Source organism: Pseudomonas sp. B21-054 (genome assembly GCF_026016345.1).
Taxonomy (GTDB): Bacteria; Pseudomonadota; Gammaproteobacteria; order Pseudomonadales; family Pseudomonadaceae; genus Aquipseudomonas.
This window is the reverse complement of the sequence record NZ_CP087204.1, coordinates 5,244,930-5,267,786: the sequence shown is the minus strand read 5'-3', so window position 1 is coordinate 5,267,786 and position 22,857 is coordinate 5,244,930. Positions and strand designations below refer to the sequence as shown.

Annotated in this window: 21 protein-coding genes and 4 tRNA genes; 19 read left to right on the top strand and 6 right to left on the bottom strand. The window is 58.9% G+C overall.

Annotation, left to right across the window (positions count from 1 at the left end; translation table 11 throughout):
- Nucleotides 1-38 precede the first annotated feature (38 nt).
- From ltaE to LOY70_RS22795, 7 genes are all read left to right on the top strand, one after another.
- On the top strand, nt 39-1,043 hold the full coding sequence (gene ltaE, locus LOY70_RS22825; RefSeq protein WP_265029408.1) for a low-specificity L-threonine aldolase: 1,005 nt from the start codon (nt 39-41) through the stop codon (nt 1,041-1,043).
- Between the two features lie 146 nt (nt 1,044-1,189).
- On the top strand, nt 1,190-3,811 hold the full coding sequence (gene alaS, locus LOY70_RS22820; protein ID WP_265029407.1) for an alanine--tRNA ligase: 2,622 nt from the start codon (nt 1,190-1,192) through the stop codon (nt 3,809-3,811).
- Nucleotides 3,812-3,900: 89 nt separating this feature from the next.
- Nucleotides 3,901-5,142: an aspartate kinase gene (locus LOY70_RS22815; RefSeq protein WP_025215098.1), complete on the top strand. Its 1,242-nt coding sequence runs from the start codon at nt 3,901-3,903 to the stop codon at nt 5,140-5,142.
- 184 nt (nt 5,143-5,326) lie between these two features.
- Nucleotides 5,327-5,515: a carbon storage regulator CsrA gene (gene csrA, locus LOY70_RS22810; protein ID WP_003178872.1), complete on the top strand. Its 189-nt coding sequence runs from the start codon at nt 5,327-5,329 to the stop codon at nt 5,513-5,515.
- Nucleotides 5,516-5,577: 62 nt separating this feature from the next.
- Nucleotides 5,578-5,668 (top strand) — tRNA-Ser (locus LOY70_RS22805).
- A gap of 107 nt (nt 5,669-5,775) precedes the next feature.
- Nucleotides 5,776-5,852: transfer RNA gene (locus LOY70_RS22800), tRNA-Arg, on the top strand.
- Between the two features lie 72 nt (nt 5,853-5,924).
- A tRNA-Arg gene (locus tag LOY70_RS22795) sits at nt 5,925-6,001 on the top strand.
- 40 nt (nt 6,002-6,041) lie between these two features.
- Here the strand turns inward: LOY70_RS22795 and LOY70_RS22790 are convergent.
- On the bottom strand, nt 6,042-6,545 hold the full coding sequence (locus LOY70_RS22790; RefSeq protein ID WP_265029406.1) for a cell envelope protein SmpA: 504 nt from the start codon (nt 6,543-6,545) through the stop codon (nt 6,042-6,044).
- Between the two features lie 322 nt (nt 6,546-6,867).
- Between LOY70_RS22790 and mgtE the strand changes: the two genes are divergently transcribed.
- Nucleotides 6,868-8,310 carry a magnesium transporter gene (gene mgtE, locus LOY70_RS22785; protein ID WP_025215096.1) on the top strand — a complete coding sequence of 481 codons (1,443 nt, stop codon included), beginning with the start codon at nt 6,868-6,870 and terminating at the stop codon, nt 8,308-8,310.
- Between the two features lie 128 nt (nt 8,311-8,438).
- On the opposite strand, the gene LOY70_RS22780 is transcribed toward mgtE, so the two are convergent.
- Nucleotides 8,439-8,765 carry an Arc family DNA-binding protein gene (locus tag LOY70_RS22780; protein ID WP_123346336.1) on the bottom strand — a complete coding sequence of 109 codons (327 nt, stop codon included), beginning with the start codon at nt 8,763-8,765 and terminating at the stop codon, nt 8,439-8,441.
- 530 nt (nt 8,766-9,295) lie between these two features.
- On the opposite strand from LOY70_RS22780, the gene LOY70_RS22775 reads away from it, so the two are divergent.
- From LOY70_RS22775 to LOY70_RS22755, 5 genes are all read left to right on the top strand, one after another.
- Nucleotides 9,296-9,372: transfer RNA gene (locus tag LOY70_RS22775), tRNA-Arg, on the top strand.
- Between the two features lie 274 nt (nt 9,373-9,646).
- Nucleotides 9,647-11,254, top strand: a complete 1,608-nt coding sequence (locus LOY70_RS22770; protein WP_265029405.1) for a tetratricopeptide repeat-containing response regulator — start codon at nt 9,647-9,649, stop codon at nt 11,252-11,254.
- The gene (locus LOY70_RS22765; protein ID WP_123415777.1) at nt 11,247-11,939 is read left to right on the top strand and encodes a sensor histidine kinase; all 693 of its coding nucleotides are present in this window, start codon (nt 11,247-11,249) and stop codon (nt 11,937-11,939) included. The genes LOY70_RS22770 and LOY70_RS22765 overlap by 8 nt, the downstream gene beginning before the upstream one ends.
- 343 nt (nt 11,940-12,282) lie before the next feature.
- Nucleotides 12,283-13,524 carry a glutamine synthetase family protein gene (locus LOY70_RS22760; protein WP_265038155.1) on the top strand — a complete coding sequence of 414 codons (1,242 nt, stop codon included), beginning with the start codon at nt 12,283-12,285 and terminating at the stop codon, nt 13,522-13,524.
- 69 nt (nt 13,525-13,593) lie between these two features.
- Nucleotides 13,594-14,979 (top strand): MFS transporter, encoded by a 1,386-nt coding sequence (locus LOY70_RS22755; RefSeq protein ID WP_265029404.1) that lies wholly within the window; start codon nt 13,594-13,596, stop codon nt 14,977-14,979.
- Between the two features lie 65 nt (nt 14,980-15,044).
- Here LOY70_RS22755 and LOY70_RS22750 read toward each other — a convergent pair whose 3' ends face one another.
- The 4 genes from LOY70_RS22750 to flgA all read right to left on the bottom strand — a co-directional run bounded on the left by LOY70_RS22750 (nt 15,045) and on the right by flgA (nt 17,651).
- Nucleotides 15,045-15,791 (bottom strand): flagellar brake protein, encoded by a 747-nt coding sequence (locus LOY70_RS22750; protein ID WP_265029403.1) that lies wholly within the window; start codon nt 15,789-15,791, stop codon nt 15,045-15,047.
- Between the two features lie 92 nt (nt 15,792-15,883).
- The gene (locus LOY70_RS22745; protein WP_265029402.1) at nt 15,884-16,351 is read right to left on the bottom strand and encodes a flagella synthesis protein FlgN; all 468 of its coding nucleotides are present in this window, start codon (nt 16,349-16,351) and stop codon (nt 15,884-15,886) included.
- A 47-nt stretch (nt 16,352-16,398) separates the two neighbouring features.
- Nucleotides 16,399-16,713 (bottom strand): flagellar biosynthesis anti-sigma factor FlgM, encoded by a 315-nt coding sequence (flgM, locus tag LOY70_RS22740; RefSeq protein WP_265029401.1) that lies wholly within the window; start codon nt 16,711-16,713, stop codon nt 16,399-16,401.
- Between the two features lie 173 nt (nt 16,714-16,886).
- Nucleotides 16,887-17,651 (bottom strand): flagellar basal body P-ring formation chaperone FlgA, encoded by a 765-nt coding sequence (gene flgA / locus LOY70_RS22735; protein WP_123346294.1) that lies wholly within the window; start codon nt 17,649-17,651, stop codon nt 16,887-16,889.
- A 78-nt stretch (nt 17,652-17,729) separates the two neighbouring features.
- Here flgA and LOY70_RS22730 point away from each other — a divergent pair, with 78 nt between their 5' ends.
- The 6 genes from LOY70_RS22730 (at nt 17,730) to flgE (ending at nt 22,820) form a co-directional block, all read left to right on the top strand.
- A complete protein-coding gene (locus LOY70_RS22730; protein ID WP_123346292.1) occupies nt 17,730-18,656 on the top strand; it encodes a chemotaxis protein CheV in 927 nt (308 codons plus the stop codon).
- 53 nt (nt 18,657-18,709) lie between these two features.
- Complete coding sequence (gene cheR, locus LOY70_RS22725) at nt 18,710-19,537, top strand: protein-glutamate O-methyltransferase CheR (RefSeq protein ID WP_265029400.1); 828 nt, start codon at nt 18,710-18,712, stop codon at nt 19,535-19,537.
- A 361-nt stretch (nt 19,538-19,898) separates the two neighbouring features.
- Nucleotides 19,899-20,306, top strand: a complete 408-nt coding sequence (flgB, locus tag LOY70_RS22720) for a flagellar basal body rod protein FlgB (protein ID WP_003204732.1) — start codon at nt 19,899-19,901, stop codon at nt 20,304-20,306.
- Nucleotides 20,307-20,309: 3 nt separating this feature from the next.
- Nucleotides 20,310-20,753: a flagellar basal body rod protein FlgC gene (gene flgC / locus LOY70_RS22715; protein ID WP_025215084.1), complete on the top strand. Its 444-nt coding sequence runs from the start codon at nt 20,310-20,312 to the stop codon at nt 20,751-20,753.
- 15 nt (nt 20,754-20,768) lie between these two features.
- On the top strand, nt 20,769-21,491 hold the full coding sequence (flgD, locus tag LOY70_RS22710) for a flagellar hook assembly protein FlgD (RefSeq protein ID WP_265029399.1): 723 nt from the start codon (nt 20,769-20,771) through the stop codon (nt 21,489-21,491).
- A gap of 30 nt (nt 21,492-21,521) precedes the next feature.
- Entirely contained in the window at nt 21,522-22,820 is a 1,299-nt protein-coding gene (flgE, locus tag LOY70_RS22705; RefSeq protein WP_265029398.1) for a flagellar hook protein FlgE, read from the top strand.
- Nucleotides 22,821-22,857 lie beyond the last annotated feature (37 nt).

The window sequence follows — 22,857 nt, the reverse complement described above, 5'->3', positions numbered from 1 at the left end:
AAAGGAATTTCCCTACACCTGAACCCGAGGCCAGATTCATGAGCGTTATCGATCTTCGCAGCGACACGGTCACCCTGCCCTCCGCCGCCATGCTGGATGCCATGGCCAGCGCGCCTACCGGCGACGATGTGTATGGCGAAGACCCGACCGTCAATCGCCTCGAAGCCGAACTGGCTGGGCGCCTGGGGTTCGCGGCGGCGCTGTTCGTGCCGTCGGGCACCATGAGTAATCTGTTGGGGTTGATGGCCCATTGTGAGCGGGGCGACGAATACATCGTCGGCCAGCAGGCCCATACCTATAAATACGAAGGTGGCGGGGCGGCGGTGCTGGGGTCGATCCAGCCTCAGCCCCTGGAGGTGCAAGCGGACGGCTCCCTGGACTTGGCGCAAGTGGCCGCGGCGATCAAGCCCGATGACTTCCACTTTGCCCGCACCCGCCTGCTGGCCCTGGAAAACACCATGCAGGGCAAGGTCCTGCCGCTGGATTACCTGGCCCGGGCCCGGCGTTTCACCCAGGAGCATGGCCTGGCCCTGCACCTGGACGGCGCACGGCTGTACAACGCCGCGGTCAAGCTGAATGTCGAAGCCCGGGAGATCACCCAATACTTTGATTCGGTCTCGGTGTGCCTGTCCAAGGGTCTCGGCGCTCCGATTGGCTCGGTCCTTTGCGGCAGCGCTGAGTTGATCGGCAAGGCGCGCCGGCTGCGCAAGATGCTCGGCGGCGGCATGCGCCAGGCCGGGATCCTGGCGGCGGCGGGGTTGTATGCCCTTGAGCATCAGGTCCAGCGCCTGGCCGATGACCACGCCAATGCCCAGCGGCTCGCCGAGGGCTTGCGTGCGGCGGGTTACGAGGTCGAGCCGGTGCAGACCAACATGGTGTATGTGCAAATGGGCGAGCAGGCTGAGGCGATCAAGGCGTTTGCCGCCGAGCGGGGCGTCAAGCTCGTTGCAGCGCCACGCCTGCGAATGGTGACGCACATGGACGTGAGCGCGGCGCAAATCGACCAAGTGATCGCCACTTTCGTCGACTTTTCCCGTAACTGAGCCATCTAGCGGCCCAATTGACAGTTTCTATCGCATAAACACGCTGTACCCCACGCGAAGGGCCGATATAATGCGGCCCTTTGCCGTTGCTTCGTCTGTTGACGTTTTGCACAGGCCTTTGGCCGCAGCCTCCGTGGAAGAACCTAATGAAAAGCGCAGAAATCCGTGAAGCCTTCCTTCGCTTCTTCGAAGAGCAAGGCCACACCCGAGTAGCCTCCAGCTCTTTGATCCCGGGCAACGACCCGACCCTGCTGTTCACTAACGCGGGGATGAACCAGTTCAAGGACTGTTTCCTGGGCCAGGAAAAACGTGCCTATACCCGTGCGGTAAGCAGCCAGAAGTGCGTGCGTGCCGGCGGCAAGCACAACGACCTGGAAAACGTCGGCTATACCGCTCGTCACCACACTTTTTTCGAAATGCTGGGTAACTTCAGCTTCGGTGATTACTTCAAGCGCGACGCCATCACTTTCGCCTGGACCTTCCTGACCTCCGACAAGTGGCTGAACCTGCCCAAGGAGAAGCTCTGGGTCACGGTCTACGCCAGCGATGACGAAGCCTATGACATCTGGACCAAAGAGGTCGGTGTCCCGGCCGAGCGCATGGTGCGTATCGGCGACAACAAAGGCGCGCCATACGCCTCCGATAACTTCTGGACCATGGGCGACACCGGCCCATGCGGCCCGTGCACCGAGATCTTCTACGATCACGGCGCCGACATCTGGGGCGGCCCACCCGGCTCGCCGGAAGAAGACGGCGACCGTTACATCGAGATCTGGAACAACGTGTTCATGCAGTTCAACCGCACAGCCGATGGCGTCTTGCATCCGCTGCCAGCGCCGTCGGTCGACACCGGCATGGGCCTTGAGCGGATCAGTGCGGTGTTGCAGCACGTGCATTCCAACTACGAAATCGACCTGTTCCAGAGCCTGCTGAACGCTTCGGCCAAGGCCATCGGTTGCACCAACGACAACCAGGCTTCGCTGAAAGTGGTGGCCGACCATATCCGTTCCTGCGGCTTCCTGATTGCCGACGGTGTGCTGCCGTCCAACGAGGGCCGCGGCTATGTGCTGCGCCGGATCATTCGTCGCGCCTGCCGCCATGGCAACAAGCTGGGCGCCAAGGGCAGCTTCTTCTATCAGATCGTCGCGGCGCTGGTGGCCGAGATGGGCGACGCCTTCCCGGAGCTCAAATCCCAGCAGGCGCACATCGAGCGCGTGCTCAAGGCTGAAGAAGAACAGTTCGCCAAGACCCTGGAGCAAGGCCTGAAGATCCTCGAGCAGGACTTGGCCGAGCTCAAGGGCAACGTGGTTCCGGGCGACGTGGTGTTCAAGCTGTACGACACTTATGGTTTCCCGATGGACCTGACCGGCGACATCGCCCGCGAACGCAACCTGACCCTCGACGAGGAAGGTTTCGAACGCGAGATGGAAGCCCAGCGGGTGCGTGCGCGCTCCGCCAGCTCTTTCGGCATGGACTACAACAGCCTGGTCAAGGTAGACGTAGCCACTGAATTCACCGGATATTCCGGCACCACCGGTTCGGCCAAGATCGTTGCGATCTATAAGGACGGTCAGTCGGTCGACATTCTGAGCGAAGGCCAGGAAGGCGTGATCGTGCTGGACAAGACGCCGTTCTACGCCGAATCCGGTGGCCAGATTGGCGACAGCGGCTACCTGCAGGCCGGCAGTTCGCGCTTCGATGTGCGCGATACCACCAAGACCGGCGGCGCGTTCCTGCACCACGGCGTGTTGGCCTCGGGTAGCCTGATGATCGCCGCCCCGGTGGCCGCTCATGTCGATGCCGAGGTGCGTCACGCCACGTCGCTGAACCACTCCGCCACCCACTTGCTGCACGCCGCGTTGCGCCAGGTACTGGGTGAGCACGTCCAGCAGAAAGGCTCTTTGGTGGACAGTCAGCGCCTGCGTTTTGACTTCAGCCATTTCGAAGCCATCAAGCCGGAGCAGCTCAAGGCCCTGGAAGACATCGTCAATGCCGAGATTCGCAAGAACTCCCCGGTAGAAACCGAAGAAACCGACATCGAGACCGCCAAGCAGAAGGGTGCGATGGCGCTGTTCGGCGAGAAGTATGGCGACAGCGTGCGCGTGCTGAGCATGGGCGATTTCTCCGTGGAGCTGTGCGGTGGCATCCACGCCAACCGGACCGGCGACATCGGCCTGATGAAAATCATCAGTGAAGGCGGCGTGGCGTCCGGTGTGCGGCGTATCGAGGCAGTCACCGGCGCTGCGGCCCTGGCGTACCTCAACGCCGCCGAAGAACAACTCAAGGAAGCGGCGAGCCTGATCAAGGGCAGTCGCGACAACCTGATCGACAAGCTGTCGGCTGTGCTGGAGCGCAACCGCCTGCTGGAAAAACAACTCGAGCAGTTGCAGGCCAAGGCGGCCAGCGCCGCGGGCGACGATCTGTCGGCCCAGGCCGTGGACGTCAAGGGCGTGAAAGTGCTGGCCGTGCGTCTCGACGGCCAGGATGGCAAGGCACTGCTGGCGCTGGTCGATCAATTGAAGAACAAACTCGGCCGCGCAGTGATCCTGCTCGGCGGTGTCCATGAGGAAAAGGTCGTTCTCGTCGCAGGCGTGACCAAAGACCTGACTGGCCAACTCAAGGCCGGTGATTTGATGAAGCAGGCCGCTGCGGCAGTGGGCGGTAAGGGTGGTGGTCGTCCGGACATGGCGCAAGGCGGCGGTACCGACGCCGGCGCGCTGGACGCGGCACTGGCCCAGACCGTTGCATTTGTAGAGCAGGGTATTTAAGGCAGCGTGCCGGGCTTGCGGTCTAGTGGCGGGACCGGCCGCTGTTGAGTGATTATTGGGCGCCCTTCATGGGCAGAGGCGGCTTTGAAATGGCTTTGATCGTACAGAAATTTGGAGGCACCTCGGTCGGCACTGTCGAGAGAATCGAACAGGTCGCCGACAAGGTTAAGAAATTCCGTGAAGCGGGCGATGACCTGGTGGTTGTGCTGTCGGCAATGAGCGGCGAGACCAACCGTCTGATCGATCTGGCCAAGCAAATCAGCGGCGACCAGCAACCGGTTCCTCGTGAACTGGACGTGATCGTTTCCACCGGCGAGCAGGTGACCATTGCCTTGCTGGCCATGGCGTTGATCAAGCGCGGCGTGCCGGCGGTGTCCTACACCGGTAATCAGGTTCGTATCCTGACAGACAGCGCGCACAACAAAGCGCGTATTCTGCAGATCGACGATCAGAAGATTCGCGGCGACCTGAAGGCCGGTCGCGTTGTAGTGGTCGCCGGTTTCCAGGGCGTGGACGAGCACGGCAACATCACCACCCTTGGCCGTGGCGGCTCCGACACCACTGGCGTGGCGCTGGCAGCGGCCCTCAAGGCTGATGAATGCCAGATCTACACCGACGTGGATGGTGTCTACACCACCGACCCACGGGTGGTACCTGTGGCTCAGCGCCTGGACAAGATCACGTTCGAAGAGATGCTGGAAATGGCCAGTCTCGGCTCGAAGGTGTTGCAGATCCGGGCGGTTGAATTCGCTGGCAAGTACAACGTTCCGCTGCGCGTTCTGCACAGCTTCAAAGAGGGTCCGGGCACCCTCATTACTATTGATGAAGAGGAATCCATGGAACAGCCGATCATTTCCGGCATCGCTTTCAACCGCGATGAAGCCAAGCTGACCATCCGTGGCGTGCCAGACACCCCCGGCGTGGCGTTCAAGATTCTCGGCCCGATCAGTGCCGCGAACATCGAAGTCGACATGATCGTGCAGAACGTCGCGCACGATAACACCACCGACTTCACCTTCACCGTACACCGCAACGACTACCAGGCCGCCGAAGCTGTATTGAAGAAGACGGCTGGCGAGATCGGTGCACGGGAAGTGGTGGGTGATACCAAGATTGCCAAGGTTTCGATCGTCGGTGTCGGCATGCGCTCTCACGCAGGCGTGGCCAGCCGCATGTTTGAATCCCTGGCCAAGGAAAGCATCAACATCCAGATGATCTCCACCTCGGAAATCAAGGTTTCCGTGGTGATCGAAGAGAAATACCTGGAGCTGGCCGTGCGCGCCCTGCATACGGCTTTCGAACTCGACGCTGCTGCCCGCCAGGGCGAATAAGGCGTTGCCTTGAGGGCGCGGTCATACCGCGCCCTTTGTTTTTTTGAATGGCGCGTTCCAAAACTGTTCTTTTGCCCGCGCTGGTCAATACTAGGCCTGTAGGCTGCGACCGTTTCGGTTGTCGGTCCAATGCCTTTTTTTTGCAGACTGTTGTCCCTTAAGTGAATCGCGTGAGGAGAAAGGTATGCTGATTCTGACTCGTCGGTGCGCAGAAAGCCTGATTATCGGTGATGGCGAAATCACCGTGACCGTGCTTGGCGTCAAAGGAAACCAAGTGCGTATTGGCGTCAACGCCCCGAAAGAGGTCGCTGTGCACCGGGAGGAAATTTACCTGCGTATCAAGAAAGAGAAGGACGACGAACCAAGCCATTAATTTTTATCGATTTTTATGTTTGCAAACGGGGATGAAGGTGGTTAATATACGCCCCGTGTTGCGGAGAGCTGGCCGAGTGGCCGAAGGCGCTCCCCTGCTAAGGGAGTACACCTCAAAAGGGTGTCGGGGGTTCGAATCCCCCGTTCTCCGCCATTATTCGTTTAGTGCGTCAAAACCCGGCTTGTTCAGTAAGTGATTGAATTTACAGAATAAAGCGCTTTACAAAAGGATTTGACGACCTATAATGCGCGGCAACAAATGCACTCGTAGCTCAGCTGGATAGAGTACTCGGCTACGAACCGAGCGGTCACAGGTTCGAATCCTGTCGAGTGCACCATTTAAGAGTTGCTTGCAGCAATGCAAATAACTTGGCTTCAACCAGTTGTGATCTGGTATAAAACCACAACTTGCACTCGTAGCTCAGCTGGATAGAGTACTCGGCTACGAACCGAGCGGTCACAGGTTCGAATCCTGTCGAGTGCACCAAACACCAAAAAGCCCGCGTTTAACGCGGGCTTTTTGCTGTCTACGATTTGCCTTTTACACACCCTCTTTCATCAAACACGATCTCGGCGCTGCGGCCTTTCTTCGCCTTGTAGGTATATCGAGTGCTCGAATTCCGGGTCTTGATTGAGTCTGGCTTACCCAGGGCGCTCTCTACGTCCTGCTGGCTCATGCCGGTGACGACTCGCTTGCTCATGATCGCCTCGCGGCGTTGCCTGGCACTGATCAGATTCCCGCAGCGGTCTTCGAGCTGGCCGACCACAGTCGGTTCCTTGCGTGTGGTTTTGTTGCTGGATGTTTGCCGAAACTCCGCTTCGGGCAGCATTGAATGGGTCTTTGGCTCGGTTGTGCCCACGTTGAAGGGATGGATTTCCTGAAGCGACAGATCCTCTCCCGGTGCACAGCTCAACGTCGTGAATGTCACGTGCCCTGCGTGATTTTCACAGCGATGCACGGTCTGCCCGGCGGCCCACAAGGGCTGGCAGGGCAGGAGGGCGAGTAAAAACAGATAATGGCTGACAGACATGCGGGCGTCCTCCTTGACGATGAAGGGGAGAAGGCTAGCCGCTACATTTTTGCCGAGGCGTGTGTTTTCTTTTCAGGATAAGTCGTCGTAAAGACACAGGTTCAGCCTGCGTTCAGGTTTGTCTCGCAAGCGCTTGTTCTTGCCGTGATTTTTTAACGTTTTAAAGCTTCAAGCGGTGTATCATTGCGCCCGTCAGCCCCGCCGGGGCTTTGGAATATATCCATGGACTTACCCAGTAGTTACTCAAAATTTCGCTTTGCCAATCATGAATTAACTGATTGATCCTTCCGGCGTGCTCCACTGCTGGGAGTGGAGTTCGCCTATGACCCAAGTAGAAGTAAAAAAAACGCAGGAAAGCCTTCAGGACCGTCTCGCTCAAGTCGTTGAGCTGCTGCATCGGCAGCGGGTCGTTGAAGACCTGACGCATCGCCAGGAAGGCGCGCATCAAGACCGGGTCGAGAACCTGGTTCATCGGCAGAACCTCGTCGAGTTGCAACGCAAGCTCGATGATCTGCACTCCGCCGACGTCGCCTACATTCTTGAAGCCTTGCCACTGGAAGAGCGCCTGACGGTCTGGCAGTTGGTCAAGGCCGACCGCGACGGTGACATCCTGCTCGAAGTGTCCGACTCGGTTCGTGAAACCCTGATCGCCGACATGGATGATCATGAGCTGTTGGCAGCGGCCAAGGAAATGGACGCCGACGAGCTCGCCGACCTGGCGCCCGAACTGCCGCGGGACGTCGTCCACGAACTGATGGAAACCCTCGATGGCCAGCAACGCGAGCGTGTGCGCTCGGCGTTGTCCTATGACGAGGAGCAGGTCGGTGCGCTGATGGACTTCGAGATGGTGACGATCCGCGAGGATGTCAGTCTTGAAGTGGTATTGCGTTACCTGCGTCGTCTCAAGGAGCTGCCGGGCCACACCGACAAACTCTTTGTAGTCGATTACGACGGCGTGCTGAAAGGCGTGCTGCCCATCAAGCGTTTGCTCGTCAACGATCCGGAAAAGCAAGTGGCCGAGGTCATGGCCAGCGATCCGGTGAGCTTTCACCCGGACGAAGACGCTTATGATGCGGCCCAGGCGTTCGAACGTTATGACTTGATTTCCGCTCCGGTGGTCGACAAGAACGGCAAGCTGATCGGCCGTCTGACCATCGATGAAATGGTTGACCTGATTCGTGAGGAAAGCGAAAGCGAAGTCCTCAACATGGCCGGTTTGCGCGAAGAAGAAGATATCTTCGCCTCGGTCTGGAAATCCCTGCGTAACCGTTGGGCCTGGCTGGCGATCAATCTGATTACGGCTTTCGTCGCCTCTCGGGTCATCGGCCTGTTCGAGGGTTCTATCGAGAAGCTGGTGGCACTCGCGGCGCTGATGCCTATCGTCGCCGGGATTGGCGGTAACTCCGGCAACCAGACCATCACCATGATCGTCCGTGCCATGGCGCTGGACCAGGTCAGTACCGGCAACACATCGCGACTGATGCGCAAGGAGCTGGCTGTATCCTTGATCAATGGCGTGATTTGGGGTGGTGTGATTGGTGTGGTGGCTTATCTGCTCTATGGCAGCTGGTCACTGGGGGTGGTCATGACCGCCGCGATGACACTCAACTTGCTGTTGGCGGCGTTGATGGGGGTACTGATTCCCATGACCCTGGCCCGCATGGGGCGTGACCCTGCCATGGGCGCCAGTGTGATGATCACTGCCGTGACCGACAGCGGCGGGTTCTTTATTTTCCTGGGGCTGGCGACGATTTTCCTGCTCTGAATCGCTGATCAAAAAGGCCCGCCTATCTGGCGGGCTTTTTTTATGGGTGTTCGAAAACACAGTTCGAGGACCAAACCCCGGGCAAAAAAAAAGCCAGCACAAGGCTGGCTTTAAGATCTTGGGTGCGATCAGGACGCGTCTGCGGCCATTTCTACATCATGGGCAATCAGCGAAACAAGAGCGTTCTGCTGGCGATGGGAGAGTTGTCGGAAGCGTTGCAGCAGCTCGCGCTCGTGCATCGACAGCTCCGGGCTGTCCAGGCGCATGCTGAGCTCTTCACCCAGCGCGCCTTCTTGAATAAGGCTTTGCTCAAGGCGCGCGATGATTTCAGAGTTCATGCTGCGGTGATGAGTGCGAGCCACCTCGGCAATGCGTTCCCGCATTCCGTCTGGCAAACGTACGACGAACTTGTCAGCCGTACGGCTGGAATAAACTGCCTTTGTCATTGGGCGCATATTTATTTAACCGGTTAGTTCAGGGGAGCGGTTCTCGGGATTGGCCGCGGGATGTCGATAGGACAAGCCCCTTGGCCAAATGTTCAACCTGAATTGTTAAGAGGCCCGCATCATGCCTCAAAATTGCCAGATCATTGGCGCCAATTCTGTGACAAATATTGATCCGGGTAAAGGCGTTATGCCAGTACCCTTCATCAAAAAATGCGGACTGGTTGGAAAAAATCAACAGGTCCGGCATTTGTGACCATCGCATCGTGTCTATGTGCCATACCGTCCGGCGGATAGCCGGAACAGGGCAAAGGCGTTTGCGTCCTTGGTTTGTATAGGATAGTGGCAATTGGCCGATTTACTAGCGCGAGCTCGCCAAAGATAGATGAGTGGCAGTCGGATGCGCGGTCTTATCGGCCTGTGATACGGGCGAGTTGAACCATTTGCCTACACTTAAAAAGCCATGGACGACATGACAAACGCAGGGCCGACCGTTAACATGCACGCCGTCCTTCGCACCACGGTTCTCGTGGTCGCTTTGTGTCTCAGTAGCTCAATTGGATAGAGCATCCCCCTCCTAAGGGGAAGGTTGGCAGTTCGAACCTGCCCTGGGACACCATATTTCCTGACGCCAGCCCTGCCCAATCTCTTCCATACTCTGTGCTTAACGGAACGCCATTTGCGGCCGATACCCTGATGAGCCCTGTTTTCTCCGGCGTTTCGGCGCGCAGGAATGGCTCGCAATGTGCGCCACGACACAGCCAGGGCAAGAGGTTTGGAAAACCCTTGATCGGGAATGGCTGGTGGCTATCATCTGCGCGCCCTACGGGCTGTGACACGGCGTTTTGTTGTTTTGCCATTGGGTTATCTTCTTACTTGCCTGGACATCCTCGATGCTGGCGTACCACCAAAAAAGTTTTCTGATCGTCGATGATTTCTCGGATTTCCGCAGCTCCGTTCGGTCCATGTTGCGTGAGCTGGGCGTCAAGGATGTGGACACCGCTGATACCGGTGAAGTGGCGCTGCGCATGTGCTCGCAGAAGCGCTATGACTTCATTTTGCAGGATTATCACCTGGGCGATGGCCGCAAGAACGGCCAGCAGGTGCTGGAAGACCTGATGGTCGAGAAGCTGATCAGCCATGAAAGTGTGTTTCTCATGGTGACGGCGGAAAGCAGCCAGGCAATGGTGCTCAGTGCCCTGGAGCACGAACCCGATGCGTACCTGACCAAACCGTTCAACCGCTCCGGCCTGGCTCAGCGGCTGGAGCGACTCGAGCAGCGCAAGACTTTGCTCAAGCCGATCCTGCAAGCCCTTGATCGGGGCAAGCCGATGGAAGTGCTCAATGCCTGTATCGCCCTGTGCAAGGAGGACCCGCGCTACGGGCCGTTGTGTCTGCGTTATCGGGCCGATGCGTTGCGCGACCTGAATCAGAACGAAGCCCTGGAGCGCCTGTACAACACCATTCTGGCCGACCGACCGTTGCCGTGGGCCTATGTGGGCCTGGGCAAGTTGATGTTCAAGCGCGGGCAGGTGGGGCAAGCCAAGGCGGTTTATGAAAAGGCCTTGAAAGTATTTCCGATGATGCCCGCGTTGTACGACGGCATGGCCGAAGTGTTGGTGGCCGAAGGTGACACGAAGCAGGCGCAGCACGTGTTGGAAGAAGCCGTGCGCCTGTCGCCCCTGGCGGTGCGTCGGCAATCGCTGTTGGGCAAACTGGCGATGACCAACGAGGATTATGAAACGGCATCCAAGGCCTATCGCCAGGCGGTCGGGCAGGGCGCGCAGTCGCGCTTCAAGGATCCGGAAAGCAACCTCGGCCTGGCCCATGCGTTGATCAGCAAGGGCAGTGAGAAAGGCCTGGATACCCGCACCCGGCTGGAGATCAATACGACCCTCAGCGCCGTGGCGAAAGAAAACCTCAACGACCCGGGCCTACAGGTGCGGGCGCGGCTGATGAAGGCTACGAGCCTGCTGCTCAATGACGCCGAAACCGCCGAAAAGCTCACTGAACAGGCCATGCAGCGCCTTGACGGCATGGAGCAGTTCATGAGCGCCGAAGCGGCGTTGCTGGTGGCCAAGCAGCTGCAAATGCTCGGTCAGGCCAGTGCCGGCGAATCGATGCTCAAGAACTGCGCGGAAATCTACGGCGACGACCCGACGGTGATGCAAGGCATCGCCAAGCTGACCGATGATCCGAACATCCTCAATCAAGGCAATGCCGCCGCCGAACTGAATCGCGACGGCGTGCGCGTCTACAAGACCGGCGACTTGCCGCAGGCGCGGGACCTGTTCCGCCGCGCCCTGAAGATGCAACCGAAGAACATCAGTATTGCCCTGAACATGGCGCAATCCTTGCTGCATGGCACCGATACCAGCGTGGAGTCGGAACTGCTGCAGGAATGTCGCGCCTGCCTGAAACTGGTGGGCATGATGCCCGATACCGATGCGCGTTTTGCGCGTTATCAGAAACTACGAAGCAAGGCATTTGGCGATGAATGACAGCGAACAGGCACTCGATTTTTCCACGGTGATCGCCTCTACCGTGCACGACATGAAGAATTCCCTGACCTTGCTCATGCAGGCACATACGCAATGGCTCGAGCGTTTGCCCGATCCCGAGCGGCAGAGCTCGGAGCAGGGCGTCATGGAGTTCGAGTTCGCCCACCTCAACGGCTTGCTGGTGCAATTGCTGGGGCTGTACAAACTGGGGGTCAACCAGCTGCCGTTGCATCCGGCCTACCATGAGCTGGATGACTTCATCGAGGCGCAACTGGCCGGCCATCAGGAGGTGTTTCGCAGTCGCGGGATCATGGCCACCTACGAAGTCGACCCGCTCAGTCCCTTGGGCTTTTTCGATCGTGAGCTGATTGCCTCGGTGCTCGACAACAGCATCAACAATGCGATTCGCCATGCGCGCCAAACGTTGCTGATCAGTGTGAGCGATGAGGCCGGGCAACTGGTGCTGACCATCAATGATGACGGCGAAGGGTACCCGCCCGAGATGATCGAGCGTCAGGCCGAATATGTGCAGGGCATCAATCACAGCAGCGGTAGCACCGGGCTGGGCTTGTACTTCGCGGCGCGGATCGCCGGGCTGCATCAGCGCGGCGGTTTATGCGGGCGTACCGAGATCGCCAATGGTGGAGTGCTGGGCGGGGGCGTGTTCCGGCTTTACCTGCCCTGAACATGCCCTCCATTGAGTATCCCTATCAACACAACCCCCGCTGTGGGAGCGAGCTTGCTCGCGATTAGCGTCAGCTCAGCCAATATTGAGTTGACTGATATACCGCTATCGCGAGCAAGCTCGCTTCCACAGTCGTACCGCATAAGGTTTTAATTGCCTCCGGGTGCTTGATATTCCGAACAGCCGAAGCCTATTTTGTACGGGTTGCCGTTCGCGGCTCGCACATAACAAGGATTGCGTCATGACGACCGATGGCCAGCGTTCACTCGCGCAGCGACTGACGGGCATTGATGAGATTGAATGCGTTACGCCGGATTTGAATGGTGTGCCGCGCGGTAAGGTGATGACGGCCGAGGGTTTCCTCGAAGGTCGGCGGTTGCAGATGGCGCGAGGGGTGTTGCTGCAATGCATCATGGGGGGATATCCGCCCTCACGTTTCTACGGCAGCGACGACGGTGACCTGGCACTGATGGCCGACCCGAACCAGATCCACCGCCTGCCCTGGAGCCAACAACCGCGTGCCCTGGCGATCTGCGATGCTGATGAGCTGACCGGTGAAAGCTCCCGGCTTTCCACGCGCGGCCAGCTCAAGACCGTTATCGCTCGCTATGCCGCCCTTGGCCTGGCGCCGGTGGTGGCCACCGAACTGGAGTTCTTCGTGTTCGCGCCCAACCCGGACCCGACCCAGCCATTCCAGCCGCCGGTGGGCCTGGATGGACGGCGCGAAGACGGCCATTCGGCGTTCAGCATCAGCTCCAACAATGGCCTGCGCCCGTTTTTCAGTGAGGTCTATGCATGCATGGCGGCGCTGGGCTTGCCTCGTGACACGTTCATGCATGAAATGGGCGTTAGCCAGTTCGAGATCAATCTGCTTCACGGCGACCCCTTGTTGTTGGCTGACCAGACATTTCTGTTCAAGCACCTGCTCAAGGAAGTGGCGCTCAAGCATGGCCTGACCGTGGTCTGCATGGCCAAGCCCTTGGCCCATACGCCGGGCAGTTCGATGCATATCCACCAAAGCGTCGTCGAGCTGGACAGCGGTCGCAACGTGTTCAGCGATGCGGCGGGCGAACCGACTGCGGCCTTTAGGCACTTCATCGGCGGGCAACAGGCTGGCATGGCGGATTTTACGGCGCTGTTTGCGCCGAACGTGAACTCCTACCAGCGCCTGTGTCATCCGTTTGCGTCACCGAACAATGCCTGTTGGTCCCATGACAATCGCTCGGCCGGCTTGCGCATTCCCGCCAGTTCGCCGGTGGCTCGTCGGGTCGAGAACCGTTTGCCGGGGGCCGATGCCAACCCTTACCTGGCGATTGCCGCCAGCCTGGCAGCCGGCCTTTATGGCATTGAACACCGGCTGGAACCGAGCGCCGCGATCCAGGGCGAATTCGAAGTGCCGGACAATCTGTCGCTGCCATGTACCTTGCATGCTGCCCTGGAGCGTCTGAAGCGTAGTCATTTGGCGAAGGAACTGTTCGGGACGGAGTTCATCGAAGGCTACATCGCCTCGAAGACCCTGGAACTGACCAGCTTCTTTGATGAAATCACGCCCTGGGAACGGCGTGTTCTAGCGGCCCAGGCATAACGAACCGTTGCATTAGGGCTATCGTCAACGATAGCCCTTACTTACCTCAAGGAGCCGCTCGGAACGCCGATGCGCCAAATCTGGAAACCTTTTCGAGCGCTTTATTTCGCCTCGCTGATGATGTTGATCGGCTCCGGCCTCTTGAGTACTTACCTCGCCTTGCGTCTGGCCGCCGACCACGTGGACAGCCTGTGGGTCGGTGCGCTGATGGCCGCCAACTATTTCGGCCTGGTGCTGGGCGGCAAGATCGGCCATCGGCTGATTGCCCGGGTCGGGCATATCCGCGCCTATTCGGCCTGCGCCGGGATCGTCGGTGCGGCGGTGCTGGGTCATGGCCTGGTGAACTGGCTGCCGGCGTGGATCGTGCTGCGGATGATTGTCGGCCTGGGCATGATGTGCCAGTACATGGTCATCGAGAGCTGGCTCAACGAGCAGGCCGATGCCAAGCAGCGCGGGACGGTGTTCAGCGGCTACATGATCGCTTCGTACCTGGGGCTGGTGCTGGGGCAACTGATTCTGGTCATGCACCCGGCCCTTGGCCTGGAGCTGCTGATGCTGGTGGCGCTGTGTTTTGCCCTGTGCCTGGTGCCAGTGGCGTTGACCCGGCGGATTCACCCGTCGGCGCTGCATCCGGCGCCGATGGAGCCGCGCTTCTTTATCAAGCGTGTGCCGCAGTCGTTGAGTACGGTGCTGGGCTCCGGGCTGATCGTTGGCTCGTTCTATGGCTTGGCACCGCTGTACGCCTCTCAGCAGGGCCTGTCGACCGAGCAGGTCGGTCTGTTCATGGGTAGCTGCATCTTCGCAGGGTTGCTGGTGCAGTGGCCGCTGGGCTGGCTGTCCGACCGTTATGACCGGGCGATGCTGATCCGCTGCTTTGCATTGTGTCTGGCGGTCTGTGCGCTGCCGTTGGCGATCCTGTCGAAGGTGCCACTGGAAGTCCTGTTCGTCGCGGGTTTTTTCTGCTCGCTGGTGCAGTTCTGTCTTTACCCGCTGGCGGTGGCATTTTCCAACGACCACGTCGAGGGTGATCGCCGGGTGTCACTGACGGCGATGCTGCTGGTGACCTACGGCGTGGGCGCCAGTATCGGGCCGCTGGTGGCCGGGGTGCTGATGAAGATGTTCGGCAGTCAGATGCTGTACGGCTTTTTCGCCTTCTTCGCGTTGGTGCTGGTGTGGCGGATCCGGCCGAAAGCGGTGACCAATCTGCATCAGGTCGATGACGCACCGCTGCATCACGTGGCGATGCCGGACAGCATGTCGAGTTCGCCGCTGGTGGCGTGCCTCGATCCGCGGGTGGATGAGCAGGTGGTGCAGGAACAGATGCAGGCACCGGCCACGCCGGACGTCGAGCCTGCGCCGGTTGCGGAGCCGGCCAGTGAAACCGATACCGAAGCTGCAGCTGCAGCTGCAACCGATGAGCCGCAGGCGCCCAGTTTTACCCAGGCCAGGCCTTGAAGCGGGCATAAAAAAACGGGCAGTCACCGCAAGGGACTGCCCGTTTTTTCATGGTGTGAAGAAGATCAGAGGTCGTCTTTATCGAAACGCCGGGCTTCGCGCTGCAACTGATAGACGAAGCGCTCAACCTGGCGCTGCACCAGGCCACTGATATTGTGGAAGCGCACACCGGCGAAGGTGGTGTTGATCCTTTCTTCGAAGTGCAGGTAACGCAGTTCTACCGGCGCGGTCATGTTGCCAAAGGGCAAGCCCGCGATGAAGCGCTCGTAGACCTGGCCCAGTTGCAGGCGCGCAGTAATGTCGCCTTCAAAGCGCAGCTTGCAACCGGTGGCGGAAATATCCAGCAGCTTGCCGTTTACCGGTGACTTGAGCTTGTCGCCAGCCAGTTCGACGTCCACCAGTTGCGCCAGTTTCAGGGCGGCGCGGAAGGCGTTGCGGCGTTGGTGGTAAACCACTTCGTCGGGCATGGCGCCGCGATAGCTGCGACCGTCTTTGGATTCATTGATGGTCAGCGGACCATTGCCTTCCCATGCAATGCGTACACCGTCATGAAAACCCTCGACACGAAACGGCTCGCCCGCCAACAGGAAGCGTTCACCGTCCCGTGGGATCATTTCGTCCAGGGCGATGGCGTTGCTCTCACGATCGACGTCCACCAAATAGCTCTGGAAGCGCTGGGTGCGTTCGTGGAAGGTAATGATCAGCGGGTCGTGGCTATCTTGCAGCATCCGCAGGTTGCCGGCGATTTCCAGGGGCGTGGTGAGGACCATGGGTGGCTGCGGAGCATCATCCGCGTTTGAGTCATTGAACACGGTGGGTCAATCTCCAGGCAAAATACGACTACAAATAGCCAGCATTTTGCCAGCATGTGGCGCGCGTTGATAGAGCGCAAGCATAGTGGGTTTCATGCCTGGCTGAGCGGGCGATGCTTGACCATCCGGGCGGTCGAGCCGCTGGCGTCATAAAGCGTCGGGATTTCGCCGCCATTGAGGATGCGCAACTGGTTGGCGGTCGCGGCCTGCTGGGTCTGGATCGATTGGCCATTGCGCGCGTTGGCGGCCTGGCACTGGGCCAGTAGGTCATTGAGCACTTGGCTCTGGGACAACAGCTGATCGCCAATCGATGATTGGCTGGCCAGTTGTTCAAGGCCGCTATTATTGGTAGGCAAGTTGAGGCTGGCGAGGATCTCGCTGCGCTTGCGGCCATGCTGATCGAGCAAAATGATCAATGCCTGTTTCTGCGCCAGAATGGTTTCCAGCAGCGGCATGTCGCGACCGTGCAGCGCCAGTGACTCGGCCTGCAATAACTCCAGCAATTGTTGTGCTGGAGCAAAGTCGTCGGTAATCAGTTGCAGTAAATTAGTGTCGTGCATGGCTGGCCTTGGGTCTTAGCGTCCAAAAGCCTGGCGCTGGCGGCGGCCTAGCGCTGGGCTTCGAAGTTGAGCAGTTTGCTGGCTACGCGGTTGCTGTCGACTTTATAGCTGCCATCGGCGATTGCTGCTTTCAACTCGGCCACGCGGGCGTTGTCGACGACAGGTTGATCGCGCAGCTTGTCAGTGACCTTCTGCAACTGCTGAGCCTCATTGCTGAGGTGTACCGACTCCCCGTTGCTGACAGTGCTGGCCTGTTCGGCCGGTACGGACTTGCCGGCTTCGGTAGTTTCCTGGCTGGCCTTGGTGCGCGTAGTGCCTGTCAACGGTGAAGAGCTGTTTAAACGATTGAAATCGATGACCATGGTAAAAAACCTCTGGGTATTTGGACGCTTGCCATGTTTTCGGCCATTCCCAAAAAAACTTTAGGCTCATTTATTCAATGAACGTGCGCACGTCTGCGCTTGCCTTTGCGTAAGGCACAGTCTAGGGAACACCCGGGTCAAGCGCCAGCTCTCTACCCATTTCTACCCGATCGCTACATAGCCACTTCCACTTGGCCAGGTGCTATTACCTGCGCCTTGATAACCCGTTGGGAATTGAGGTTTTTTACCCGAATCTGTTCACGCATGCCGCCTTTGGACAGGGCTTCGCCCGGCATCCGCACGGCCAGGGTCCCGCTGCGGGCGGTGATGACCACCTGATCGCCTTTGCGGATCACTTCGGCCTGTTCCAGGTGCACCAGGGTAATGACCTGATCGGCGACCATTGGTCGGACAAGTTTCTGACCGATCGCCTGATCGACGGAGGTCAGGAAACCCTGGGTGATCTGGCTGATGTCCCGTTCACGCAGCATCACGTCTTGAGGCTCGACAATTCCGGCCCGCTTGAGCGGACGGGTGGTGGTGACAATTTCGCGGAACAGGCGCACTTGAGCGGGTACGAACACCGTCCAGGGCGCGGCGCTGTCGCAACGAACCTTCACTGTGACCCGGCCCAGGGGCCTGGCCGGGCTCTCCAGTGATGCAGTCAATTCCTTGTCGCACATTGGCATGCGTAGGCGCGGATCGAGTTGATTGACTTCGATTTCGTAGCGACCTTCGGTTTGACTGGTGGCCAGATAGTCTTCTACGGTGAATTCAAGAAAGCCCTGAGTGACGCCGATAAGGAGATCAGGCAAGGTAACCGGAACATCAGCATGGGCAGGACCGCCCGAAGCGAACAGGCAGGCAGCCAACAGTGCACCGAGCCAATGGCGGCAGCGAGTGATCAGGCGTCGAGAAAATGTCGTTTGTGCGTTCATGCCGGTTGAATAGCAAGCCCCGTGCCGTTTAGTGATGAATGCGCGTCGGACACATTAGCGTTAGGTAGGAGTCAGGGCATGGCGGGAGTAATGGACTCGGTAAACCAGCGTACACAGCTGGTTGGTCAGAATCGCCTGGAGCTGTTGCTGTTCCGTCTCGATGGGCAGCAATTGTATGGAATTAACGTATTCAAGGTCCGCGAGGTGCTGCAATGTCCTAAGCTGACCCTAATGCCCAAGTCCAATCCCGTCGTGTGCGGTGTAGCGAATATCCGGGGCGCGACCATCCCGATTCTCGACCTGGCCATGGCGACCGGTTCCGGCCGGCTGCTGGACCAGAGCAATCCGTTCGTGATCATCACCGAGTACAACACCAAGACCCAGGGTTTCCTGGTTCGCTCGGTGGAACGCATCGTCAACATGAACTGGGAAGAGATTCATCCACCGCCCAAGGGCACCGGCCGCGATCACTACCTGACGGCGGTGACTCGGGTTGATAACCAGTTGGTGGAAATCATCGACGTGGAAAAAATCCTCGCCGAGGTGGCGCCGACCACGGAGACTATTTCCTTGGGTGTGGTGGATGCCGAAACCCAGCACAAGGCGATTTCGCTGCGGGTACTGACCGTCGATGATTCTTCGGTGGCACGTAAGCAGGTCACCCGGTGTCTACAAACGATCGGCGTTGAAGTGGTAGCACTGAACGATGGACGGCAGGCATTGGATTACCTGCGTGCGTTGGTCGATGAAGGCAAGAAGCCGGAAGAGGAGTTCCTGATGATGATCTCCGACATCGAGATGCCGGAGATGGACGGGTACACCCTGACTTCGGAAATCCGCAACGACCCGCGTATGCAAAAGTTGCATATCATCTTGCATACCTCGTTGTCCGGGGTGTTCAACCAGGCGATGGTCAAGAAAGTCGGTGCCGACGATTTCCTGGCCAAGTTCCGGCCCGATGACCTGGCTTCCCGGGTAGTCGATCGGATCAAGGCAGCAGAATAAAGGTTGGGCGCGCTGTGCGCCCGGCAAGCCAACACAATGAAAGAGGCGGTATTTTGTCTACGGGTAATTTGGATTTCGAACAGTTCCGGGTCTTCCTGGAAAAAGCCTGTGGCATTTTGCTTGGTGAGAACAAGCAATACCTGGTGTCGAGCCGTCTCAACAAGTTGATGGAGCAACAGGGCCTTAAATCGTTGGGTGAACTGGTGCAGCGTATCCAGACCCAGCCGCGCAGCGGTTTGCGCGAGATGGTGGTGGACGCCATGACCACTAACGAAACCTTGTGGTTTCGTGACACCTATCCATTCGAGGTGTTGAAGAACAGGGTGTTGCCGGCGGCCATCAAGGCCAGCCCGGGTCAACGCCTGCGGATCTGGTCGGCGGCCTGCTCGTCGGGGCAGGAACCCTATTCGCTGTCGATGACCATCGACGAGTTCGAGCGCTCCAACCTGGGCCAGTTGAAAGGCGGCGTGCAGATCGTCGCCACCGACCTGTCCGGGACCATGCTCAATAACTGCAAGACTGGCGAGTACGACAGCCTGGCCATCGGCCGTGGTTTGTCGCCGGACCGCCTGCAACGCTACTTCGACCCGAAAGGGCCGGGCAAGTGGGTGGTCAAGGCACCGATCAAGAGCCGGGTGGAGTTTCGCTCGTTCAACCTGCTGGACAGCTACGCCAGCCTGGGCAAGTTCGACATCGTGTTCTGCCGCAACGTGCTGATCTACTTTTCCGCTGAGGTGAAGAAAGACATCCTGCTGCGTATCCACAGCACCCTCAAGCCCGGCGGCTACCTGTTCCTCGGCGCCTCCGAAGCGTTGAACGGTTTGCCGGATCATTATCAGATGGTCCAGTGCAGTCCGGGGATCATTTACCAGGCGAAGTGATTCGCAGGGGTTGTCAAAAAACGGGAGTCCCCAGGGGCTCCCGTTTTTTTATGCCCGCTAATTTCCTCCCTATCACCCTTATCCCTGTGGGAGCGAGCTTGCTCGCGATAGCAGTTTGGCAGGCGACATCAATGTTGACTGACACACCGCTATCGCGAGCAAGCTCGCTCCCACATTTTTGACCTCTGTTGCCTGGATGAAAGCGGCAGAAAAGCGGCAGCCAGCGGAAGCCGATTGCCGCTTTTCTGGCATTGCCGCTTTGCCGATGCCCGCAAAGCCCCGGTTTATGGGGTTTTTGAAAGTGGCACGACGCTTGCTAAGTTCATCGTACGTAAATTCTGGTCACCCAAAGGTTTCCGACATGAGCATCAGCTTCGATAAAGCGCTCGGTATCCACGAACAGGCCCTGAGCTTCCGCGCCCAGCGTGCCGAAGTCCTGGCCAACAACATCGCCAACGCCGACACCCCGAACTATAAGGCTCGGGACCTGGATTTCTCTAAAGTGCTCGCCGAGCAGAACGAGAAGACCAAGAACGGCCACTTCGCCTTGAACATGACCAACAGCCGTCATATCGAAGCCGAAGGCCTGGGCAATGGCGACGAATCGCTGATGTACCGCACGCCGATGCAACCTTCGATCGACCAGAACACCGTGGACGCTCAACTGGAACAGTCCAACTACGCGGAAAACTCCGTGAACTTCCAGGCCAGCTTCACCCTGCTCAACAGCAAATTCAAAGGGCTGGTATCGGCCCTGCGTGGAGAGTAAGTCATGTCGATCGCGAGCGTATTTAACATCGCCGGCAGTGCCATGAGTGCCCAGACCACTCGCCTGAACACCGTCGCCAGTAACATCGCCAACGCCGAGACCGTTTCGTCGAGCATCGACCAGACCTACCGTGCCCGTCACCCGGTATTCGCCACCATGTACCAGGGCGGCCAGTCTGGCGGCAGCGACTCGCTGTTCCAGAACCAGGACGCCGCCGGCCAGGGTGTGCAGGTGCTCGGCGTGGTCGAAGACCAGAGCAACCTCGAGGCACGTTACGAGCCGAACCATCCGGCCGCTGACGCCAAGGGCTACGTCTACTACCCGAACGTCAACGTCGTCGAAGAAATGGCCGACATGATTTCCGCCAGTCGTTCGTTCCAGACCAACGCCGAAATGATGAACACCGCCAAAACCATGATGCAGAAGGTCCTGACCCTCGGTCAGTGATAAGGGGCGAGTCACATGAGCGTTACCAACACCACCAGCGGCTTGAGCCTCAACGAGATCCTCGCCAATTCCTCGGTCAAGACCAACAACACCTCCGATACCCTCGGGTCAATGACAGGTGCGGCGACCGGCAAGAAGGAGCTGGGCAAGGATGCGTTCCTGCAACTGCTCGTTACCCAGCTGAAGAACCAGAACCCGCTGGAGCCCCAGGACAACGGTGAGTTCGTGGCCCAATTGGCGCAGTTCAGCAGCCTGGAAGGTATCACCACCCTCAACGAGACAGTCAGCGGTATCGCCGGCAACTACAACTCGTCCCAGGCCTTGCAGGCCTCGTCGCTGGTCGGTCGCTCGGTCATCGCCCCAGGCGACAAAGCCGTGGTCGATACCTCCAAGAGCCTCAACGGCACGGTGGTGGTACCGACATCGGTGTCCTCCGTCGCGGTCAAGATCGTGGACAAGGACGGCAAGACCGTCCGCACCATCGACCTGGGCAGCCAGAACGCCGGCAATTCCGCTTTTATCTGGGACGGCAAGAACGATGCGGGCGCGACGGTCGAATCGGGCACTTACACATTCGCCGCCTCGACCACCATCGACGGCAAGGCGACGTCTCTGATCACCAACCTGCCGGCCACGGTCAGCAGTGTGACGATCAGCCAGACAGGGGGTGAGCTGATGCTCAACCTCGCCGGGCTGGGCAGCATCGCCCTGTCCAAAGTACAAACTATTGGTATGTAGAGCCGACTAACCCGGCAAAAGGAGTGCAATATGTCTTTCAATATCGGCCTTAGCGGTCTCTATGCAGCCAACAAACAGCTGGACGTGACCGGCAACAACATCGCCAACGTGGCGACCACCGGTTTCAAATCGTCCCGCGCGGAATTCGAAGACGTCTACTCGGCCACCAAGCTGGGTTCGGGCAGCAAGACCGTCGGCAACGGCGTGCGCCTGGCCAACGTTTCCCAGCAGTTCGGCCAGGGTGACGTCAACAACACCGGCAACGTGCTGGACATGGGCATCCAAGGGCAGGGCTTCTTTGTCCTGAGCAACGACGGCTCCCTGAGCTATACCCGTGCCGGTACCTTCAAGACCGACAAGGAAGGTTTCATCACCAACAGCGACGGCACTGCGCGTCTGCAAGGTTATGGTGTGGACGCCAACGGCAAGATCCAGAACGGGATCCTGACCGACCTGCGCATCGACACTTCGAACCTGCCGCCAAGTGCTACCAGCCTGATTTCGTCGACGATCAACCTGAACTCGACGGCGACGGCGATCACTGCGGCGTTCAACCCGACGGATACGGCCACCTTCACCAAGCAATTTACCACCCCGGTCTACGACACCCAGGGTAACCAGCATTCCATGGACCAGTACATGGTCAAGACTGCCGGCAACACGTGGAATGTCTATACGCTGATCGATGGTCGTAACCTCAATGGCTCCTTGCCGACTACGACGGGTGCAACTGCGCCGGTCCCTTCGACCATGAACTTCGATTCGAGCGGCAGGTTGACCACGGTCACCACTCCGCCAGCGACGGTCAATAGTGATCTGGTACTGACCGGTTGGGTTCCCGGCACCGTGACCAACGGCGTATGGGCCGCCAACGGCGCCGCGAGCGCGCCAACCATCACGATCTCCATGGGCAGCACCACCCAGTACAACGCTGACACCGCGCGCTCGATTCCAGCCCAGAACGGTTACGCCACCGGCCAGATCACCAACCTGACCATCGATGGCAGCGGTGTCTTGCTGGCCAACTTCAGCAACAACCAGACCAAGCCGATCGGCCAGCTCGCACTCGCCAGCTTCACCAACGAGCAAGGTCTGCAGCCGGTAGGCGGCACCGGTTGGAAAGAAACCTTCGCCTCGGGCATCCCGGGCTACGATGCCCCGGAAACCGGCACCCTGGGTTCGATCGTCTCCAACTCCCTGGAAGAGTCCAACGTCAACCTGACCAACGAACTGGTCGAGCTGATCAAGGCCCAGAGCAACTACCAGGCGAACGCCAAGACCATCTCCACCCAGAGCACCATCATGCAGACCATCATTCAGATGACCTGATGTCGACGGTTGCTTGACGCGGTACCAGGAGCCCCTC

Coding starts and splice junctions, on each gene's coding strand:
- ltaE (WP_265029408.1), top strand. CDS start 39: ATGAGCGTTATCGATCTTCGCAGCGACACGGTCACCCTGCCCTCCGCC.
- alaS (WP_265029407.1), top strand. CDS start 1,190: ATGAAAAGCGCAGAAATCCGTGAAGCCTTCCTTCGCTTCTTCGAAGAG.
- LOY70_RS22815 (WP_025215098.1), top strand. CDS start 3,901: ATGGCTTTGATCGTACAGAAATTTGGAGGCACCTCGGTCGGCACTGTC.
- csrA (WP_003178872.1), top strand. CDS start 5,327: ATGCTGATTCTGACTCGTCGGTGCGCAGAAAGCCTGATTATCGGTGAT.
- LOY70_RS22790 (WP_265029406.1), bottom strand. CDS start 6,545: ATGTCTGTCAGCCATTATCTGTTTTTACTCGCCCTCCTGCCCTGCCAG.
- mgtE (WP_025215096.1), top strand. CDS start 6,868: ATGACCCAAGTAGAAGTAAAAAAAACGCAGGAAAGCCTTCAGGACCGT.
- LOY70_RS22780 (WP_123346336.1), bottom strand. CDS start 8,765: ATGCGCCCAATGACAAAGGCAGTTTATTCCAGCCGTACGGCTGACAAG.
- LOY70_RS22770 (WP_265029405.1), top strand. CDS start 9,647: ATGCTGGCGTACCACCAAAAAAGTTTTCTGATCGTCGATGATTTCTCG.
- LOY70_RS22765 (WP_123415777.1), top strand. CDS start 11,247: ATGAATGACAGCGAACAGGCACTCGATTTTTCCACGGTGATCGCCTCT.
- LOY70_RS22760 (WP_265038155.1), top strand. CDS start 12,283: ATGACGGCCGAGGGTTTCCTCGAAGGTCGGCGGTTGCAGATGGCGCGA.
- LOY70_RS22755 (WP_265029404.1), top strand. CDS start 13,594: ATGCGCCAAATCTGGAAACCTTTTCGAGCGCTTTATTTCGCCTCGCTG.
- LOY70_RS22745 (WP_265029402.1), bottom strand. CDS start 16,351: ATGCACGACACTAATTTACTGCAACTGATTACCGACGACTTTGCTCCA.
- flgM (WP_265029401.1), bottom strand. CDS start 16,713: ATGGTCATCGATTTCAATCGTTTAAACAGCTCTTCACCGTTGACAGGC.
- flgA (WP_123346294.1), bottom strand. CDS start 17,651: ATGAACGCACAAACGACATTTTCTCGACGCCTGATCACTCGCTGCCGC.
- LOY70_RS22730 (WP_123346292.1), top strand. CDS start 17,730: ATGGCGGGAGTAATGGACTCGGTAAACCAGCGTACACAGCTGGTTGGT.
- flgB (WP_003204732.1), top strand. CDS start 19,899: ATGAGCATCAGCTTCGATAAAGCGCTCGGTATCCACGAACAGGCCCTG.
- flgC (WP_025215084.1), top strand. CDS start 20,310: ATGTCGATCGCGAGCGTATTTAACATCGCCGGCAGTGCCATGAGTGCC.
- flgD (WP_265029399.1), top strand. CDS start 20,769: ATGAGCGTTACCAACACCACCAGCGGCTTGAGCCTCAACGAGATCCTC.
- flgE (WP_265029398.1), top strand. CDS start 21,522: ATGTCTTTCAATATCGGCCTTAGCGGTCTCTATGCAGCCAACAAACAG.